Source organism: Streptomyces sp. NPDC057253, from assembly GCF_042669125.1.
GTDB lineage: Bacteria > Actinomycetota > Actinomycetes > Streptomycetales > Streptomycetaceae > Streptomyces.
Genome location: NZ_JBHUXV010000164.1, coordinates 1 through 17,887, shown reverse-complemented (window position 1 = coordinate 17,887; position 17,887 = coordinate 1). Strand labels below are relative to the sequence as shown.

At 70.5% G+C, this 17,887-nt stretch carries 12 protein-coding genes; 3 read left to right on the top strand and 9 right to left on the bottom strand.

What is annotated here, in order from left to right; all coding sequences use genetic code 11:
* Positions 1 to 91: 91 nt before the first annotated feature.
* Positions 92 to 526: a hypothetical protein gene (locus tag ACFULQ_RS44275; protein ID WP_383556094.1), complete on the bottom strand. Its 435-nt coding sequence runs from the start codon at positions 524 to 526 to the stop codon at positions 92 to 94.
* Positions 527 to 637: 111 nt separating this feature from the next.
* Between ACFULQ_RS44275 and ACFULQ_RS44270 the strand changes: the two genes are divergently transcribed.
* The 3 genes from ACFULQ_RS44270 (at position 638) to ACFULQ_RS44260 (ending at position 4,023) form a co-directional block, all read left to right on the top strand.
* On the top strand, positions 638 to 1,156 hold the full coding sequence (locus tag ACFULQ_RS44270; protein WP_383556091.1) for a tetratricopeptide repeat protein: 519 nt from the start codon (positions 638 to 640) through the stop codon (positions 1,154 to 1,156).
* An 84-nt stretch (positions 1,157 to 1,240) separates the two neighbouring features.
* Complete coding sequence (locus ACFULQ_RS44265) at positions 1,241 to 3,166, top strand: hypothetical protein (RefSeq protein WP_383556088.1); 1,926 nt, start codon at positions 1,241 to 1,243, stop codon at positions 3,164 to 3,166.
* A gap of 167 nt (positions 3,167 to 3,333) precedes the next feature.
* Complete coding sequence (locus tag ACFULQ_RS44260) at positions 3,334 to 4,023, top strand: TetR/AcrR family transcriptional regulator (protein WP_383556086.1); 690 nt, start codon at positions 3,334 to 3,336, stop codon at positions 4,021 to 4,023.
* Here ACFULQ_RS44260 and ACFULQ_RS44255 read toward each other — a convergent pair.
* The 8 genes from ACFULQ_RS44255 to ACFULQ_RS44220 all read right to left on the bottom strand — a co-directional run bounded on the left by ACFULQ_RS44255 (position 4,020) and on the right by ACFULQ_RS44220 (position 17,699).
* Positions 4,020 to 4,373, bottom strand: coding sequence for a 5-carboxymethyl-2-hydroxymuconate Delta-isomerase (locus tag ACFULQ_RS44255; RefSeq protein ID WP_383556083.1), 354 nt, complete (start codon positions 4,371 to 4,373; stop codon positions 4,020 to 4,022). The two genes, ACFULQ_RS44260 and ACFULQ_RS44255, sit on opposite strands and share 4 nt — an antisense overlap.
* A 29-nt stretch (positions 4,374 to 4,402) precedes the next feature.
* On the bottom strand, positions 4,403 to 6,022 hold the full coding sequence (locus tag ACFULQ_RS44250; RefSeq protein ID WP_383556082.1) for a SpoIIE family protein phosphatase: 1,620 nt from the start codon (positions 6,020 to 6,022) through the stop codon (positions 4,403 to 4,405).
* Positions 6,023 to 6,096: 74 nt separating this feature from the next.
* Positions 6,097 to 11,505, bottom strand: coding sequence for a pullulanase-type alpha-1,6-glucosidase (gene pulA / locus ACFULQ_RS44245; RefSeq protein WP_383556080.1), 5,409 nt, complete (start codon positions 11,503 to 11,505; stop codon positions 6,097 to 6,099).
* A gap of 208 nt (positions 11,506 to 11,713) precedes the next feature.
* Entirely contained in the window at positions 11,714 to 13,105 is a 1,392-nt protein-coding gene (locus ACFULQ_RS44240; protein WP_383556078.1) for an alpha-amylase family protein, read from the bottom strand.
* Positions 13,106 to 13,214: 109 nt separating this feature from the next.
* Positions 13,215 to 13,781, bottom strand: a complete 567-nt coding sequence (locus tag ACFULQ_RS44235) for a dihydrofolate reductase family protein (RefSeq protein WP_383556076.1) — start codon at positions 13,779 to 13,781, stop codon at positions 13,215 to 13,217.
* A 132-nt stretch (positions 13,782 to 13,913) separates the two neighbouring features.
* A complete protein-coding gene (locus tag ACFULQ_RS44230) occupies positions 13,914 to 15,575 on the bottom strand; it encodes a glycoside hydrolase family 13 protein (protein WP_383556097.1) in 1,662 nt (553 codons plus the stop codon).
* Positions 15,576 to 15,775: 200 nt separating this feature from the next.
* Positions 15,776 to 16,681 carry a sugar ABC transporter permease gene (locus tag ACFULQ_RS44225; protein ID WP_383556075.1) on the bottom strand — a complete coding sequence of 302 codons (906 nt, stop codon included), beginning with the start codon at positions 16,679 to 16,681 and terminating at the stop codon, positions 15,776 to 15,778.
* A gap of 13 nt (positions 16,682 to 16,694) precedes the next feature.
* On the bottom strand, positions 16,695 to 17,699 hold the full coding sequence (locus ACFULQ_RS44220) for a carbohydrate ABC transporter permease (protein ID WP_383556073.1): 1,005 nt from the start codon (positions 17,697 to 17,699) through the stop codon (positions 16,695 to 16,697).
* Between the last annotated feature and the right edge of the window lie 188 nt (positions 17,700 to 17,887).

Below are 17,887 nucleotides of genomic sequence, written 5' to 3'. Positions count from 1 at the left end.
GAAGTGCCAGTGACCCGGTGACTGACTGAGAAAGCCGGCGGTGAGGATTCCTCACCGCCGGCTTTCTGGTGTGTGCGTCCGGAACGGGCTCTCAGTGGGCCGAGTGCGTGGCGCCCATCTTCGAGTGGTCCACGCCCTCCTCGATGTCCCCGCCGAGCGTCTTGCGCAGCACCGTCACCGTCTTGGTGGTGTCACCGACGGCGACCCACTTGCGACCGACCAGGAAGTGACCGCCGTAGTCCTTGGCGCCGTTGATCCACTCGCGCTGGCCGCGGTCGGTGGCGAAGGTGGCGAGGATGAACTTGCCGTCGGCGTCCTTGGACTTCTTGCAGACGGCCTGGCGCAGTTCGTCGGCGTCGATCTGGATGTTCGGCGTGCACTTCACCTCGGCTGCGAGGTGCTCCAGGCTGCCGGTGGCCGCCGACGGCACCGCGGCCGCCTTCGCGTCACCGCCGGATCCGCAGCCCGCCAGCGCCAGCGCCGCGGCCGCGCCGGTCAGCGCGAGCATCGGTCGGGTCAACCTCATGTGTTCCTCCGGTCACGGGGTCACGTCGGACGGGCCCCGGCGGGGGTCCGTCCTCCCCCATACGGCTGCGGGGCGCGGGACGCTCAAATCCTGGTGTCACCGCTGATACGGATGTGCGAAAGTGTGCCGGTGAACGAGGACTGGGAAAAGCGGGTCAGCGCCGCCTGGGCAACCTTCGACGACTATCCGGAGGAACGGGCGGCCGAGTTCCGCGCCGTCATCGACGCACTCGTGGCCGAGCTCCCGGAGGACAGCCCGCTGGGCGACTTCGAGCGGGCCTGCGCGTGGGACTCCACCGGGCACTCGGACAAGGCGGTCCCGCTGTACCGGGACGCGCTCGCGAAGGGTCTGAGCGGCTACAAGGGCCGCCGCGCCAAGATCCAGCTGTCCAGTTCGCTCCGCAATGTCGGAGAGCCGGAGGAGGGCGTCAAGCTGCTCACCCCCGAACTGGACGGCCCCTCGGACGAGTTGGACGACGCGGTACGGGCCACGCTCGCGCTGTGCCTGTCCAGCCTCGGCCGGGACCGCGAGGGCCTGTCCCTGGTCCTGGGCGCGCTCGCCCCCCATCTGCCGCGCTACCAGCGCTCGATGGCCAACTACGCCCGCGCCCTGGTCGACCCGGAAGGCTGAACCGGGTCGGTCGGTCGGCTCCCGATGTCGAGCGCAGCACTCGGTCGGCGGTGACCAACACACGATTCGCTCGTTCTGCTGAACGTGCAGTCACAGGATGTCGCCCCGCGCCCCGCACCCGCCTCAGGCTCGGCCTCCGACCCCGTCGTCGACGTGGAACAGGCCGAGGCCGCGCTCGTCGAGCACTACCCCCGGCTGGTCCGGCTCGCCTATCTGGTGCTGCCGCCGGGCCTGGGCCGCAGCAGGCGGGTCCTGACCGCGCACGCCCTCACCCAGCGTGCCCTGCCCCGGGGCCGGGCCACGACCTCCGTCATCCCGGCCCAGTCGGCCGGCCGCGAGGGCGACCCCGGTTACGCCTTCGTCCGCCTCCAGGTGGTGCGGACGGCACTGGAGGCGGGGCTCCCGCTCAGGCGCCTGGCGTGGCCCAAGCGCGCCCAGCTCCCGCCGCTGCTCCCCCAGGTGTGGGGCCTCAGGCTCTTCCCGCGCTCCGGCGGCGCCGACGAACTCGCCCTGGACCAGCGCCTGTCGGCGCTCACCGGACCGGCCCGTGCCGCCTATGTCCTGCGCGGCCTGGACAAGCTCCCCGACGGCGACGCACGCGCGGTGCTCACGGCCGCGGGCGTGGCCGACGTGGACGCGGCCCTGGAGGAGGCCGACTCCCTGGAGGCGCAGTACACCCTCCTCGACTCCCCCGAGTTCGACCCCTGTTCGCTCCAGGCCCGCCCCACCGACCTGATGCGGCGCCGCCAGCACATGAAGGCCGCGCTCGCCGCCGCCGCGGCGGTCGCCGTGTGCGGGGCGCTGCTCGGCATGCCCGGCGACGGCTGGGGCCCCGACGGCGCCGCCGCCCCCTCCTACGCGCAGAACCCCGCCGCCCAGGCGGCCCTCGACCCGGCGCTGCTGCTCAAGGTCCCGGCCGCCGCGTGGGAGTCCTCGGCCCGCACCGACTTCTCGGTGTGGCCCGCGCGCGGCGACCTCACCGGCGACAGCGCCCTGCTGCGCCGCGCCCTCGCCGTCTGGGCCCGCCCCGGCGAGACCGTCCAGGTCTCCGCGACCCCCGGCACCCCGTCCGGCGGCCCCTCCGGACCGCCGCAGCTCCTGTACGCCGGGACCGTCGACAACGCCCGCGTGGTCATCCTCTACGACGGTCTGCGCATCGTCCGCTACGCCGAGCCGCGCGACAGCACCAAGGGGGCCGCCCTCGACTTCGCCCGGGTCGACGGCGCGGACCGGGCCGGGGCGAGCGCGGTCGTCCTGGGCCGTGCCGACGGCAACATCCGCTATCTGACGGCCCCTTGGGTGACGAAGGCGGCCGAGCGGGACCTGTTGAAGCCCGGCTCCGCTGCGACGGCGCTGACGCTGTCCGGCGGCACCACCACCCCGATGACCGGCCCCGTCCAGAGCGGCGCCTGCACCTCCTGGAACGTGCTCCAGCTGACGGACGCCTCCGGCACCCGGCTGCTGACCGACCTCGGTGAACTGGTCCCGGCCCGCCTCACCACCGGCCGCCCCGGCTCCGTGAAGGACGCGTCCGGGACGCAGGGGCTGCGCGCCTGGGCGCCGTACGCCTGCTCGCTCGGTGCGATGCGGTCCTCCGGGGTGCGGAGCGTGAACGCCTGGGCCTACGCGACGCAGCCGCTGCCGGACGCGAGCGGCACGGCGGACTGGGTGTGCACCCGGGCGGAGACCTGGCAGGGCGGCGGGGAGCGGGTGCTGGCCCAGTTCCGCACGCCGGGCGGGAGGTACGGGGCGGTGGCGGCGAAGGCGGAGAACGTCCCGGCGTGCGGGGCGAAGGATCCGCAGGTGCTGGCCGGGGTGCTGTGGAAGTCGGGCACCGGGTCCTGGTACCTCCTGGCGGCGGGCAACCGGGGCACGGCGTCGATCAGTGCGACCGGCGGGGTAAAGGGGTCCGCTCAGGGCAACCTGCTGGCCGTGCGGGCGGAGCAGGGAGCGCAGGCAGAGCTGAAGGGCACGCTGGCGGACGGCCGCGAGGTCAGCGGGCTCCGCTAGGGGAGAGCCGGGGCCGTGCCGGGTGAACTCCGGCACGGCGGAAGGACGTTGGCGATGGCGGCGGCTCGTCCGTCGCGGGTGCGAAGTGAGCGACTCGTGCCGGACCCGTGAACACCACTGGCCGGACCGGTCCGTTCCGGGCCGGATCCGATCGGTAAGGTGTTCGTATGACTACCGGGGTGCGTCGAAGAATGGGAGTCGAGGAACGGCGTCAGCAGTTGATCGGCGTGGCCCTCGAACTGTTCGCCCGTCGCTCGCCCGACGAGGTCTCCATCGACGAGATCGCGTCGGCGGCCGGTATCTCCCGGCCGCTGGTCTACCACTACTTCCCCGGCAAACTCAGCCTGTACGAAGCCGCGTTGAAGCGGGCGGCGGAGGATCTGGCGAGCCGCTTCGAGGAGCCGCACGTGGGCTCGCTGGGCGGCCGGCTGCTGCGGGTGATGCGCCGCTTCTTCGACTTCGTGGACGAACACGGCCCGGGTTTCTCGGCGTTGATGCGCGGCGGCCCGGCTGTGGGCTCCTCGGCGACGAACGCGCTCATCGACTCCGTACGACAGGTCGCCTACGAGCAGATCCTGTCGCATCTGCGGGTGACGGACCCGCCCGCGCGCCTCGAACTGCTCATCCGCTCCTGGATCTCGCTCGCCGAGTCGACCGCCCTGATCTGGCTGGACGGCCGGCGCATCCCGCGCGCCGAGCTGGAGACGCAGCTCGTCCATGACTTCGCCGCGCTGGCCGCGGTGAGCGCGGCCTACGACCAGGAGATGACCGCGCTGCTGCGGCACATGCTCAAGGACGAGCCGCACGACGGGCCCTTCACCGACCTGGCCGCCCGGCTGATCGAGCTGGCCTCCTAGAGCACGGCCTTGGTGTAGGAGGCGTCCAGGTCGCGCACCTCGGCGGAGAGGTGCACGGTGAGGCCGTCCGCGGGTCCGACGTGCTTGCGCAGCACCTCCATCACGGCCTCGGTGAGCTTCGCCTTGGTCTCCTCGGACCGTCCGGCGAGCAGCGCGAGTGTGACGTTCACGATCGCGTGGTTGGCCTTCTCACCGCCGACCGCCTCGTCCTCGGTGCGCAGCACCCGGGTCTTGCACGCCTCCAGCTTCGCCGCCGCCGTCTCGACGACGACCGGGTGCAGCGCCAGGGCGACCTCCTCCCAGTCGACGTGGTCGAGATACGGGGAGCGTTCGATGGTGATCTGCGGCATGGGTACTCCTGTTCCAGGGCGACTGCACGTCACCCTAGCCGCAGCGCCAGCATCGCGATGTCGTCCTCCCGGTCGGGGCCGAAGGTCTCCAGCAGGGTGTCGCACAGCGCGTCCAGGCCGGGCAGGGCCCCGGAGGCGGCCGCGCGCAGGTGTTCCATGGAGGCCGTGAGGTCGGTGCCCCGGGTCTCGATGAGGCCGTCGGTGACCATGAGGAGCCGGTCGGTGGGTTCGAGGAAGAGCTCGGTGGCCGGCGGATGGGGCAGGCCGACGCCGAGCAGCGGGCCGGCCGCCTTGGCGTAGTCGGCGGTGCCGGTGTCGCGGACCACGAGGGGCGGGATGTGCCCGGCGTTGGCGATCCGGGTCCGCCCGGTGTCCGGGTCGATCAGGGCCAGGCAGACGGTGGCCGTGGTGTCGGGGTGGTAGCGCTGGAGCGTCCGGTCCAGGCGCTCGGCGAGGACGGCCGGGTCGCTCTCGTCGACGGCGTAGGCCCGCAGCGCGTGCCGCAGCTCGACCATGACGGTCGCCGCGTCCAGCGAGTGCCCGACGACATCGCCGACCGCGGTGAGCACGCCCTCGTCCACCCGCAGTGCCGCGTAGAAGTCGCCGCCGATCTCGGTCTGCCGGGAGGCCGGGACATAGCGGACCACGAGGTCGATGCCCGGCAGGTGGGGCAGCCGGTGCGGCTGGGGCAGGAAGCTGTGCTGGAGGGTGAGGGCCACATGCCGCTCGACCTTGTACATGAGCAGGGGTTCGGCGGCGAGCGCGGTGGCCTGGGCCAGCTGGGCCAGCAAGGTCTCGCCCTCCAGACCCACCCTGCGCATCCCGCGCGCGGGCGCGGCCAGGCACACCGGAGCCCGGCCGTCCTGGGTGACGACGAGCGCGAGCCGGGCGTCCTGCTCGACACCGGGCCGGAAGAACCCGGCGGGCCACAGCGGCGCGGGCACGGTGGTCAGCTGCACCCCGGCCTGGCCCCGGGTGAGCCGGCGCAGCAGGCCGGCGACGGTCCGGTCGGCGGCCTCGTCCGGCAGGGCGACGGGGATGCGGTCGCGGGACAGGCCGCGGTAGAGCTGGTCGTCCTCGTCGAGGACGAAGACGGCGGCGGGGGTCCCGGTGAGCCGTGAGACGCCCTCGGCGGCCGCGTCGGAGAGCTCCTGGAGGGTGCGGGCCGACTGGATGGTGACGATGGTCTCCGACAGCAGGGTGAGCCGGCGTACCAGCGCCCGGTCGCCCGCCCGCAGTTGCGCGTTGCGTACGGCGGCCCGGACCACCGCCTCGATCTCCAGGGGTTCGGCGGGCACCTTCAGATAGGCCTCGACGCCCGCGTCCATGCCCGGGCAGTGCACGGCGGGCGGCACCGCGGAGGCGGAGAAGTGCACGACGGGCATCCCGGCCGTGTGCGGGCGCTCCTTGAACAGCCGGCACAGGTCGAAGCCGCTCATGTCGGGCAGCCCGACATCGACGAGGGCCACGTCCGGGAGGGTGCCCTTGCGCAGCCGTACGTCGAGTTCGGCGAGGGCCTCGCCGCCGGTGGCGACCGGGACCACCCGGTGTCCCGCGCGGGTCAGCACGGTGCCCATGGCATACCGGCTGGCCTCCACGTCGTCCACGACCATCACGGTGGTGCCGGTGAGCTTGCCGCTGGCTTCCATCTGTCACCCCCTCGGGCAACACCGGTGGAGCGGACCGGGGTTCGGGGTCCGCTCCACCAAGGTAATGCCTTCAGCTAGGGATGGCGGAGGAAAACGGCCACGGTCCGCTCAGGAACGGCGAAGGTACCGGATTCCTTGTCGTACGAGGCCTTCTTGACGGTAGGGTCCGCGCCTGCCGCCTGCACCGGGTGCAGCCGGTACGTGCTTCCGGCGAGGGCCTGGACGTGCTGCTCCTGCTCCCTCGGGGTCGCGTTGAAGACGATCACGAGGTCGCCGAGTTCCATGGTGATGACGCCGGGCGTCTCGTCCTTCCCGGAGAGCGGGAAGGACAGCTGCGACTGCACCTGGTCCGCGGTGGCGAGCGAGAACGCCTGCTCCGTCGTACGGATCCTCAGCAGGTCCCGGTAGGCGGCCGAGGCGCCCTCGATCTGGGTGCAGCCGACCTTCACCTTGCCCAACAGGGGCTTCGCGTACGGCCACTTGGAGGCGTTGTCGGCCGCCATGGGCAGTCCGCGGCCGAAGCCGTTGCCGTCCTGGCAGTTCCAGTGGACGGCGTTGAACCAGTCGCCGCTGTCGTAGGAGTTGCGGTCGAGGGACTTGGAGCGCAGCAGGTCGGTGCCCGCCTGGGAGAGCGCCGGGCCCTGCGAGAGGGCGGCCGTGGCCATCGCGAGGACCTGCGAGCGGGCCCGGTCGGAGGCGCTGGTGTCCGCGGGGAGCTTGTAGGTCAGCGCGTCGAACAGCGACTCGTTGTCGTGCGCGTCGGTGTAGGCGAGGGCGTCACCGGGCGCGGCCGCGTAGCCGGCGGGCTGTCCGTTGTAGTCGACCTGGGCGCCGGTGACCTCCTTGCCCGCGGTGTCGGTGAACCGGTACGCCGCGAGGTTGCCGGAGAGGCCGACCTTGATGAGGTCCTGGTAGTGCAGCAGGCGGGCCTTCTGCTCAGCCGGAGTGCCGTTGTTCTTGGAGGAGTTGGGGTCGGTGTACAGCCCGGACGCGAATCCCTGGACGCCGGGGTCCTCGTCGAAGGGGCCGCCGCCGCGGACCGCGTCCCGGGCGCGGTCGGAGAAGGTCGCGACGCCGGTGCCGGCCATGTTCTTCTGGGTGGCCTGCACGAAGCGGGCGTCGTCGGCGACCTCGCCGAAATTCCAGCCCTCGCCGTAGAGGATGATCTTCTTGCCGTCGACGCCGTCCTTCTTGAGGGTGAGGGCGTCGAGGGCTTTGCGGACGGCCAGGATGTTGGCCTTGGGGTGGTGGCCCATGAGGTCGAAGCGGAAGCCGTCGACCTTGTACTCCTTGGCCCAGGTGACGATCGAGTCGACGACCAGCTTGCCCATCATCGCGTTCTCGGTCGCGGTGTTGGCGCAGCAGGTGCTGTTGGCGACCGAGCCGTCGGCGAGGAGCCGCTGGTAGTAGCCGGGCACGATCCGGTCGAGCACGCTCGTGGCGGCCTGGCCGCTCGCCGCGGTGTGGTTGTAGACGACGTCCATGACGACCCTGAGGCCGTCCTCGTTCAGGGACTTGACCATCTTCCGGAACTCGACCGTGCGGCCGGTGCCGTTCGGGTCGGTGGCGTACGAGCCCTCGGGGACCGTGTAGTGGTACGGGTCGTAGCCCCAGTTGTAGGCGTCCTTGGCGGCGGACTTGGCGACGCAGGCCTGCTGCTGGTCGGAGTCGGCCGGGTAGGAGGCGAGGTCGCAGTCGGGGGTCGCCCGGTCCTGGCGGCGCTCGGGGATGGTGGCGATGTCGAAGGCGGGCAGGAGGTGGACGTAGCTCGTCCCCGACGTGGCGAGCTGCTTCAGGTGCCGGGAGCCGTCGCTGTTCTTGTCGGTGAAGGCGAGGTAGGTGCCCCGGTCCTTGGCGGGCACGGTGTTGTCGGCGACCGAGAAGTCCCGGATGTGCAGCTCCTGGATCTCGGCGTCCCGAAGGGGCACGGCCTTCGGCTTGGTGTACGTCGACCAGCCGCCCGGCGCCAGGGACTTGTCGGCGAGGTCCACGACGAGGCTGCGCGCCGAGTCGGTGGTCAGGGCGAGGGAGTAGGGGTCGGTGACCTTGTTGGTGACCAGCTCACGGACGCCGGGGGCCCAGACCTTGACGACGTACCGGTAGGGCTTGCCCTTCCAGGACGCCGGGCCGGTGACGGACCAGACGCCGGTGGTGGCGTCGCGGTGCATCGGCACGGTGGCGCCGGCCAGCTCCAGCTGCACCGACTGCGCGGTGGGCGCCCAGACGGACAGCGTGGGGCGGCCCTGGTGGAAGACCGGGCCCAGCTCGGCCTTGGTCGCGGCGGGGTACAGGTCGTCGAGGACGCCGGCGATCTGGACGCCGGTCGCGCTCAGCACGGCGCCGTTCACGGCCCGCTGGGAGGCCACGATCTGACCGGTGAGGGCCTGCTTCACCCGGTCGCGGTCGCGTGGGTCGACGGACCAGGCCGTGTAGTCCTTCAGGTGCGGGAACTTCGCCTTCTGGGCGTCGGTGAGGCCGGTCCTCGTCAGCCGCAGCCAGCGCTCGTCGTCGCTGGTCAGGGTCCCGTCCTGGACGGCGATCGAGCCGTCGCGCGAGTACAGCAGCTGGGTGGAGGCGGCGGCCTCGGAGCCGTTCCAGGCGACCGTGTTCCGGTCGATCCACACCGCCTTGGAGGTGGTGAGGTCCAGCGCGGCGGCGGACCCGGCGGGCTGCGGGAGGAGGTACTTCTCCTGGCCGTTCAGCAGCCAGACCTCGTGGCCGTTCGCCGTCAGGTTGAGTGACTGGTCGGTGGGCAGGTCCTTCTCGTCGCCCTTGTGGAGGATGTAACTGAGGCTGGTGGCACCGTCGGTGAGCGGTACCTCGAAAACCGCGCCATAGGCGTCGGTCCTCGCCGGCTTCAACGGGTTCGACCAGTCGGTGGGGTCGGCGGCGCCCGTCCATACGTGCAGCCCCCAGCCGTCGTAGTCGCCGTCGGCGCGGTGGTAGTGGAGGACGGCCTTGGTCTTGTCCTGCGCCGGATAGTCCGGCTTCTCGGTCAGGACGTCCGTCTTGCCCTGCTCGATCCAGACCTCGCCGGTCTTGGTGACGTCGATCGTGCGGTCGGCGGCGACGTCCTTGTTGCCGTCCTTGTCGATGACGAGGAAGCCGACATTGGAGGCGCCCGGCTTCAGCTTGACGTAGGCGAAGGCGCCGTAGGCGTCCCGGCCGGTGAAGGGGTGGCTGGCGGGCCAGTTGGTCGCCTCGCCGTCGGCGAGGTCGCCCCAGGCGTACAGGCCCCAGTCGGCGTAGTCGCCGTCCGCGCGCTTGTAGTGGACGATCGCGTAGTCGCGGGAGGAGGCGGTGGGGGGCTCCTCGGCGGGCGGGGTGCCGGTGACCGACTCGGCCGTCGCGGACGCGGTGCGGCCGGCCCTGTCGATGACGACTGCCTTGTAGCGCAGGGCGGTTCCGGCGGGGACCGAGGCGCCGATGGTCTGGGTGACCTTGTACGGGGCGTGGTCGGCGGAGCCGAGCGTCCGCCACTGGCCGTTGCCGACCTGGGCGGCGAAGACGACGCGGTTGAGCTGACCGCCATCCACGTCGGCGGTGAGCTCGACCGTGCCGGTGGCGCCGGCGGCCGGGGCCGTGAGGGTGAGCGTCGGCGCGGTGGCGGCCTTGGCGGGCTTGGCCGCCGCCTTGAGGACGATCGCGGAGCCGGCCGGGACGGTGACGGTGAGCTTCTTGCCGGCGTCGGACTTCACGGAAGCGTCGCTGCCGTAGATGCCCCGGTACGACATCGCGGCCGAACCGACCCCGAATGTCGCCGACTTGGCCTCCCCCGCGTTGTTGAGGGCGACGACGTACTCCTGGCCGGTCCGCGCGTCGGTGCGGGAGAAGGCGTAGACGCCGGGCCCGTCCGCGGCGTACCGCTGCTCCTGGACGCCGTCCGTCAGCGCAGGGTTGGCCTTGCGGAGCTTGGCCAGGTCGGCGATCTGCCGGTACAGCGGCGCGCTGGTGTCGTAGGCGTCGCTCGCGTGGGTGCGGTCGGTGCCGATCTCGTCGTCGTCGAGGTAGTCGGCGGTCTTCGACGCGAACATCGTCTGGCGGGCGTCCTTGTCGCCGCCCGCGCCGGTGAAGCCCTGCTCGTCGCCGTAGTAGACGACGGGGTTGCCGCGGCTGAGGAACATCAGCTCGTTGGCGAGCCTGTCCTTGGCGAGGAGTTCGGCGTCGGTGGCCTTCGGGTTGTCCTGGTTCAGGAAGTACCCGACGCGGCCCATGTCGTGGTTGCCGAGGAAGGTGACCTGTTCGTAGGCGTTGGCCTTGTCGGTCGTGTACTTGTAGTCGTCGCCGAAGACGCCGGCGAGCTTCTGCGCGCTGCCGCCCTGGGAGGCGTACTGCCGTGCCGCTTCCTGGAAGGGGAAGTCGAGGGTGGCGTCGAGGCGGCCCTGGGTGACGTACGGCGAGGTGATCGAGGTGTCGGCGGAGTAGACCTCGCCGAACATGAAGAAGTCCTTACGGCCGTGCTGGGCGGCGTAGGCGTCGAGGGCGGTGGCCCACTGGGTCCAGAACTCCATGTCGACGTGCTTCACGGTGTCGATCCGGAAGCCGTCGATGTCGAAGTCCCTGACCCAGCGCTGGTAGATCCTCTCCATGCCGGAGACGACCTCGGGGCGCTCGGTCCACAGGTCGTCGAGGCCGGAGAAGTCGCCGTAGGTGGTGGACTCGCCGGCGTAGGTGGAGTCGCCGCGGTTGTGGTACATCGTGGGGTCGTTGAGCCAGGCCGGAACCTTCGACCGGCTGGTGACCGTCGGGGTGCGCGGGAAGGAGTCGGCGTCCACGGCCGGGAACTTCTTGCCGGCGGCCGCGGTCGCGTAGTCGGCGTCGTCGAAGGGCTCGCCGTCCTTCGTCAGGTACGGGAAGGCGCCCTTGGAGAGGTAGTCGTAGGACTTCTCCTCGTAGTCGACGACGTCGGCGGTGTGGTTGGTGATGACGTCGAAGAAGACCTTCATGCCCTTGGCGTGGGCCTTGGAGATGAGGGTTTCGAGGTCCTTGTTGGTGCCGAAGTGCGGGTCGACCTGGGTGAAGTCGGTGATCCAGTAGCCGTGGTAGCCGGCGGAGGCGTTGGCCCCCGTGCCCTGGACGGGCCTGTTCTTGAAGATCGGGGCCATCCAGATGGCGGTGGTGCCGAGGCCCTTGATGTAGTCGAGGCGCTTGGTGAGGCCCTTGAGGTCGCCGCCCTGGTAGAAGCCCTTGTCGGTGGGGTCGTAGCCGGTGGAGAGGCGGGAACCGGTCAGGCCGCCCTTGTCGTTGGCGGTGTCGCCGTTGGCGAAGCGGTCCGGCAGGACGAAGTAGAACTGCTCACGGGTGTCGTCGTGCCGGGCGGGCTGCGCGGCGAGCCTCGCGTCGGAGGGCGGGGGCGGCGGGGTGTCCGCCCGGGCGGACAGCGGCTGGACGAGCGCTGCGGCCAGCGCGGTCACGGTGACCGCGGCGACCCGTCCGGCGTGTGTGCGGAGGCGCCTGGACGGCACCGGCCATCTCGGTATCACTGACGTGGACTCCTTGCGATCACGGCTCTGTGGGTCCGACCCCGCGCGACCGTATCGCCGCCGTAAGGATTGCAGCAAGAGTCTTGAAACGACCAGAAAGAACTTTCACGTCTCGCATGCCGCCCGACATCGGTGGCTGCACGGGCTCGGGAGGGGCGACCGCCCCTGCACCGGCGCGAAGAGCCGGAGCAGGGGCGGCCGGGGCGGTTCAGCAGGTCGTCTTGCCCGCGTAGATCGCCAGCGCGGTGTTCGCACCCAGGGTGGCCGTGAACTGGCCGCTCGCGTTCACCGTCACGCTCGTGTTGTTCTGCACGTTGCAGTACGTGCCGGCGGGCAGCGAGGTCTGGTAGGTGCGGCTCAGGCTGCTCGACTCGTGGTTGATGGCGACGTAACCCTTGGCGCCCCGCCCGAAGGCGATCGCGTCGCCGCCGTTGTCCCACCAGTTGGTGACCGACTGGCCGCGGACCGTGTTGCGGAAGGCGACCATGCGGATGATCTCCGGCCAGGCGTGCTGGCACTTCCAGCCGTCCTGCCAACAGGCGTTCACGGAGCCGTTGTTGGGCGGCCCGGCGTCCGCATCGGACCACTCGTAGCCGGAGTTGATGTCCGGGGCGCCATAGGGATAGGCAAGCATGAAGACGTTGGCCAGCGTGTAGTTCGCCCCGTCCTTGTAGTTAAGGGTGGAGCCGTTGCGCTCGGTGTCGTGGTTGTCGACGAAGACACCCGCCACCGAACCGCTCATGTAGCCCCAGCCCTCGCCGTAGTTCTTCAGGTAGGCGAGGTTCTCGTTGTTGAAGACCCGCTTGAGGTCGTAGGCGTAACGGAACTCCTGGACGTCCCCGTTGCCGGTGTACTCCGTCGGCTGGACGGCCTCCCCGCTGCCGTAGATGACCTCCTGCTTCCAGTACACCGACGGGTTGCTGAGGCGGGACTTGATGTTGGCCAGGTCGGCGGTGTCGATGTGCTTGGCCGCGTCGATGCGGAAGCCGTCGACGCCGAGGGAGAGCAGGTCGTTCATGTAGCCGGCGATCGCGCCGCGGACGTACGACTCACCGGTGTCGAGGTCGGCCAGTCCGACCAGCTCGCAGTGCTGGACGTTCCAGCGGTCCTGGTAGTTGCTGACCTGGGAGGTGCAGTCGTCGAAGTCGTAGGAGGAGTACAGGCCGGGGTAGTTGTACTTCGTGTACGACGAACCGCCGGTGCCGGTGCCGCTGCCCGCGGCCATGTGGTTGATGACGGTGTCGACGACGACCTTCACCCCGGCCGCGTGGCAGGTGTTGACCATGTTCTGGAAGGCCGTCCGGTCACCGAGCCGCCCGGCGATCTTGTAGCTCACCGGCTGGTACGAGGTCCACCACTGCGCGCCCTGGATGTGCTCGGCGGGCGGGGAGACCTGGACGTACCCGTATCCGGCGGGGCCGAGGGTGTTGGTGCACTCCTTGGCGACCGAGGCGAATGTCCACTCGAAGAGGACGGCGGTGACGTCCTTGGTGCCTGGTGGGGAGGCCTGGGCGGCGGTGGGGGTCAGGACGGCGACCGAGGCGGCGAACACGGTGGCCGCGGCGGTGGCGGTGGCTCTTGCGGACCATCTCGATATCACGTGGGGGTTCTCCTTGCCGGACGGCCAGGCGTCTTTGCCTGGCGCCGGCGAGAACGTACCGCTGTTGAAATGTTTACAGCAAGAGTCGAGAAAGTAACGGAAAGAACTTTCACACCTGCTCGGCGGGCCTTCCGGGCAGATCGCCCCGGCGCCCGGCGCAGGAGTAGACGATCTCCACCGCCCCTCCGGGCAGGGCGCGTTGGCTCAGGAAGGTCAGCCCGGTCTCGGGGCTGAGCGCCGGGGTCAGCTGGGTGCCGCCGCCGAACAGCAGGGGCAGCACGACCAGTTCGAGGCGGTCCAGGGCGCCGAGCGCGTGGAAGGTCGCGATGGTCCGCGGGCCGCCGACGAGGTGGACGTCCCCGCCCCGGTTGGCCGCGCGGACCTTCTCCAGGAGCCGGACCGGGTCGTTGTCGGTGCTGACGTGGTCGGGGGTGCCCTCGGGCCGGTGCGAGCCGAGGACGAAGACGTCGAGGTCCGGCCAGGGCCAGCGGCTGTTGGTCAGGGCGGGCTCGAAGGTCGTACGGCCCATGAGCGCTGCCTCGCAGTCCGCCAGGAAATCCCGGATGCCGTGGCTCTGTCCGGGAACGAACGCGGGGTCGGCGGTGAGCGCGGGCCAGCCGCTCGGCGTGGTCACATAGCCGTCGGCACTCATGCTCAGGCGGGCGCGGATCTGCATGATGTCTCCTTGAGCGCGGGGCGCTGTCGCGCCCTTTCACCCAAGCGTCGAACGCGGCCCCCGCCGATCGACACGCCCTGGAAAAAAACCACCGGGCCCCCCTCAGGGCCCGGTGATTCCTTCCGCGGATGCTCAGGCCGTCGTCCACCACACGGTGGTGTCGGCCGAGACCTTCGCGTCCCCGTCGACCTCGGCGACCTCACCGCTGGCGAGGAGCAGCCGCCCGTACGCCGGAGTCGTCACCGACTCACCGCTGGTGTTCGCGACGCACACGAACTCCCCGCGCCGGAAGGCGAGGACGCCCTCGGGCGCCCGCAGCCACTCCACCGCGTCGCCCGCGCCCAGGTCGGGCTGGGCGCGGCGGACGGCGAGGGCGGTGCGGTACAGCTCCAGGGTGGAGCCCGGGTCGCCGGTCTGCGCCTCCACGCTCAGCTCCGCCCACTCCGGGGGCTGGGGCAGCCAGCTGCCGCCCGCGCCGAAGCCGTACGACGAGCCCTCGCGCGTCCACGGGATCGGCACCCGGCACCCGTCGCGGAAGCCGTCCTGGCCGGCGCCGCGGAAGTACGCCGGGTCCTGGCGGACCTCGTCGGCCAGGTCGACGACGTCCGGCAGGCCGAGCTCCTCGCCCTGGTAGACGTAGGCCGAGCCGGGCAGGGCGAGCATCAGCAGGGTGGCCGCACGGGCCCTGCGGAGTCCCAGTTCGCGGTCGCCCGCCTCGCGGATCTGGGTGCCGAGGCCGGGCGGGTTGGCGAAGCGGGTGGCGTGCCGGGTGACGTCGTGGTTGGAGAGCACCCAGGTGGCGGGGGCGCCGACCGGGCGCATCGCCTCCAGCGTGCGGTCGATGACCCCGCGCAGCTCCTCGGCGTCCCACGCGGTGCTCAGGTACTGGAAGTTGAACGCCTGGTGCAGCTCGTCGGGCCGGACGTAGTTCGCGGTGCGCTCGACGGTCGGGGTCCAGGCCTCGGCGACGAAGATGCGCTCGCCGGAGTACTCGTCGAGGATGAGCCGCCACTGGCGGTAGATCTCGTGGACGCCGTCCTGGTCGAAGAACGGCATGACATCGTTGCCCAGCAGCTTGACCTGATCGTGGGATCCAAGGTCGGGAAGGCCCTCCGCCTTCACCAGGCCATGGGCCACGTCGATGCGGAAGCCGTCCACGCCCATGTCCAGCCAGAAGCGCAGGATGGAGCGGAACTCGTCGCCGACGGCCGGGTGGTCCCAGTTGAAGTCGGGCTGCTCGGGGGCGAAGAGGTGGAGGTACCACTCGCCGTCCTCGACGCGGGTCCACGCCGGGCCGCCGAAGATGGACTCCCAGTCGTTGGGCGGGAGTTCGCCGTGCTCGCCCTTGCCGGGCCGGAAGTGGTAGCGGTCCCTGAGCGGCGATCCGGGCCCCTCCGCGACCGCCCGCTTGAACCACTCGTGCTGGTCGGAGGAGTGGTTGGGCACCAGGTCGACGATGATCCTCAGGCCCAGCTCGCGGGCGTCCCGGATCAGCGCGTCGGCGTCCAGGAGGTTGCCGAACATGGGGTCCACGGCCCGGTAGTCGGCGACGTCGTAGCCGGCGTCGGCCTGCGGGGAGGCGTAGAAGGGGCTGAGCCACACGGCGTCGACACCGAGGTCGCGCAAGTACGGCAGTCGGGTGCGGATGCCCTCCAGGTCGCCCATCCCGTCGCCGTTGCTGTCGGCGAAGCTGCGCGGATAGACCTGGTAGATCACCGCGTCCCGCCACCAGTCGCTGCGCTTGGCTTCGGCAGGGTGGGGGGCCGGGGCGAGGGCGGAGTGCTGCTGGGTCATGGCGTCCTTGGTACGTAACGGGTTCATCAGGTCAAAGGTATGAGATGAGGGTGACGAGGCGGCCGCGGTCGGAGCGGGGTCGGATGAAGACCACGGCCGCCTCGGGCTTTTCAGGGGCGCGGGGCTGCATTGGATTTGCGGCTACCGCCGCGTGGGCGCGACCAGCCACGACGGCGTCGCAGCCGAAAGACGACCGGCACCTACCCCTTCGTGCCACCGGCAGTAAGCCCCGTGACCAGGTTCTTCTGCACCAGGTAGAAGAACACCGACACGGGTATCGCGATCAGCACCGCCGTCGCCGCCATCAGGTTCCGCTGGGCGTCGTGCTCGCTCACGAAGCTCTGGAGCCCGACCGCGAAGGTGTACTTCGTGTCGGACAGCATGAACGTCGACGCGAACGCGACCTCGCCGAACGCGGTCAGGAAGCTGTAGAACCCGGCCACCGCGAGTCCCGGACGGGCAAGCGGCAGGATCAGCCGCGCGAACGTGCCGAAGGGGGTCAGCCCGTCGACCCGTCCGGCCTCGTCGATCTCGAACGGGATGGTGTCGAAGTACCCCTTGAGCAGCCATGCGCAGTACGGCACCGCCGTCGAGCAGTACACGAGGACGAGTCCAAGGTAGCTGTCGATGAGCTTCAGGTCGGAGAGCATCTGGTACATCGGCACCATGAGTACGGCCACCGGGAACATCTGGGTGACCAGGAGCACCCACATGAACTTCCGGTAGCCCGGAAAGCGCATGCGGGACACGGCGTAACCGGTGGTCGCCGCGATCAGCACACCGATCACCGTGGTGCCGAGCGAGACGATCAGCGAGCTCTTGAGCCAGCTGAAGAACTCGGTGTGCTGGAGCACGAACGAGTAGTTGTCGAACGTCATCTTCTTCCAGATGCCGCCCGGATGGAGGTAGTCGTCCTTGTCCGGGCCGAGGGACAGGAAGATCAGCCAGATGATCGGGAACAGCGCGATCAGGCTCGCGACGATCAGGATGCCGTGCGAGACGAGGGAGCCGGCGAGGCTCTTGTCCCCGCGGCCGCGGGGCCGTCGGGGCGCCTCGGCGGCCCGCTCGCTCACCGTGGCCGGGGTCTCGACTGTGGTCGTGCTCATGGGGACTCCGTCCTCAGATCGCGAGCTGCTGGTCATTGCGGTTCAGCCAGCGGCGGTAGAAGGAGGTGAAGACGATCAGGATGGCCAGCAGCAGGATGCCGTACGCGGCCGACTGCGCGAAGTCACGCGGCTGCTGTCCGAAGCCCAGGTAGTAGGCCCAGGTGACGAGGATCTGCGCGTCCGGCGCGGTGGTGCCGAACAGCAGGAAGATCACCGCGAACTGGTTGAACGTCCAGATGATGCCGAGCAGGACCACGGTGGAGCTGACGCTTCTGAGGCCCGGGAGGGTGACGTACCGGAACCGCTGCCAGGCGCTCGCGCCGTCCATCTCGGCGGCCTCGTACAGCGAGGTGTCGATGGACTGGAGTCCGCCCAGCAGCGAGACCATCATGAACGGCACTCCGCACCAGGTGTTGACCATGATCGCGGCGAACCGCTGCCAGAAGGTGTCCTCCAGCCACGACGGACTCGGCAGGTGCAGCGCGTCCAGGGCGGTGTTGATGATGCCGCCGTCGGCGAGCATGAAACGCCAGCCGAAGACGGTGACGAAGGTGGGCACGGCCCAGGGCAGCACCAGGATCAGGCGGTACAGCGTGCGGCCGCGCAGCTTCTGGTTGAGCAGCAGCGCGAGGCCGAGCCCGATGCAGTAGTGCAGAGCGACGCACAGGGCCGTCCAGACGATGGTCCAGATGAAGTGCGACCAGAAGCGGTCGTAGGCGGTCGGGCCCCACAGGATGTCGGCGTAGTTGTCGAGGCCGATGAACTTGTAGGTGGCGTCGATGTGGTTGACGCCGATCGTGCGGGCCGTGTTGAGGCTGTTGGCGTCGGTGAGCGTGAGGTAGACGCCGTAGACCAGCGGGTAGAGCACGAGGACGCCGAGGACGACGGCGACCGGGGCGATCATCGCGTAGGCGTACCAGTGTCTCTGGTAGCCGTGCTTGAGGCGTTGGCCCAGCCCGGGCCGGGGCGCGCGGTCACCGCGGCGCTGCCCGGTGGCGCGGTCGATGGCGACTGTCATGTTCGACACCTTCTGAAAGTTCTACGGCTCTGAGAAGTGGCCGGTCCGAGCGGCCGCCCGGGGTGGCAGGGCCGAGCGGCCGCCCGGGACGGCCGGGCACCCACCGGGATGCCGAACGATCTGGCCCCCAGGGCCACGTGATGACGCCCCCCCCCAGGCTCTCAAGGTCATGTACGGCACAAGCAAGC

What these genes read in the sequence shown, in the direction of transcription:
- ACFULQ_RS44275 (WP_383556094.1), bottom strand. Translation starts at nt 526, where the DNA reads ATGAGGTTGACCCGACCGATGCTCGCGCTGACCGGCGCGGCCGCGGCG.
- ACFULQ_RS44230 (WP_383556097.1), bottom strand. Translation starts at nt 15,575, where the DNA reads ATGACCCAGCAGCACTCCGCCCTCGCCCCGGCCCCCCACCCTGCCGAA.
- ACFULQ_RS44220 (WP_383556073.1), bottom strand. Translation starts at nt 17,699, where the DNA reads ATGACAGTCGCCATCGACCGCGCCACCGGGCAGCGCCGCGGTGACCGC.
- ACFULQ_RS44260 (WP_383556086.1), top strand. Translation starts at nt 3,334, where the DNA reads ATGACTACCGGGGTGCGTCGAAGAATGGGAGTCGAGGAACGGCGTCAG.
- ACFULQ_RS44250 (WP_383556082.1), bottom strand. Translation starts at nt 6,022, where the DNA reads ATGGAAGCCAGCGGCAAGCTCACCGGCACCACCGTGATGGTCGTGGAC.
- ACFULQ_RS44270 (WP_383556091.1), top strand. Translation starts at nt 638, where the DNA reads ATGTGCGAAAGTGTGCCGGTGAACGAGGACTGGGAAAAGCGGGTCAGC.
- ACFULQ_RS44255 (WP_383556083.1), bottom strand. Translation starts at nt 4,373, where the DNA reads ATGCCGCAGATCACCATCGAACGCTCCCCGTATCTCGACCACGTCGAC.
- ACFULQ_RS44225 (WP_383556075.1), bottom strand. Translation starts at nt 16,681, where the DNA reads ATGAGCACGACCACAGTCGAGACCCCGGCCACGGTGAGCGAGCGGGCC.
- ACFULQ_RS44235 (WP_383556076.1), bottom strand. Translation starts at nt 13,781, where the DNA reads ATGCAGATCCGCGCCCGCCTGAGCATGAGTGCCGACGGCTATGTGACC.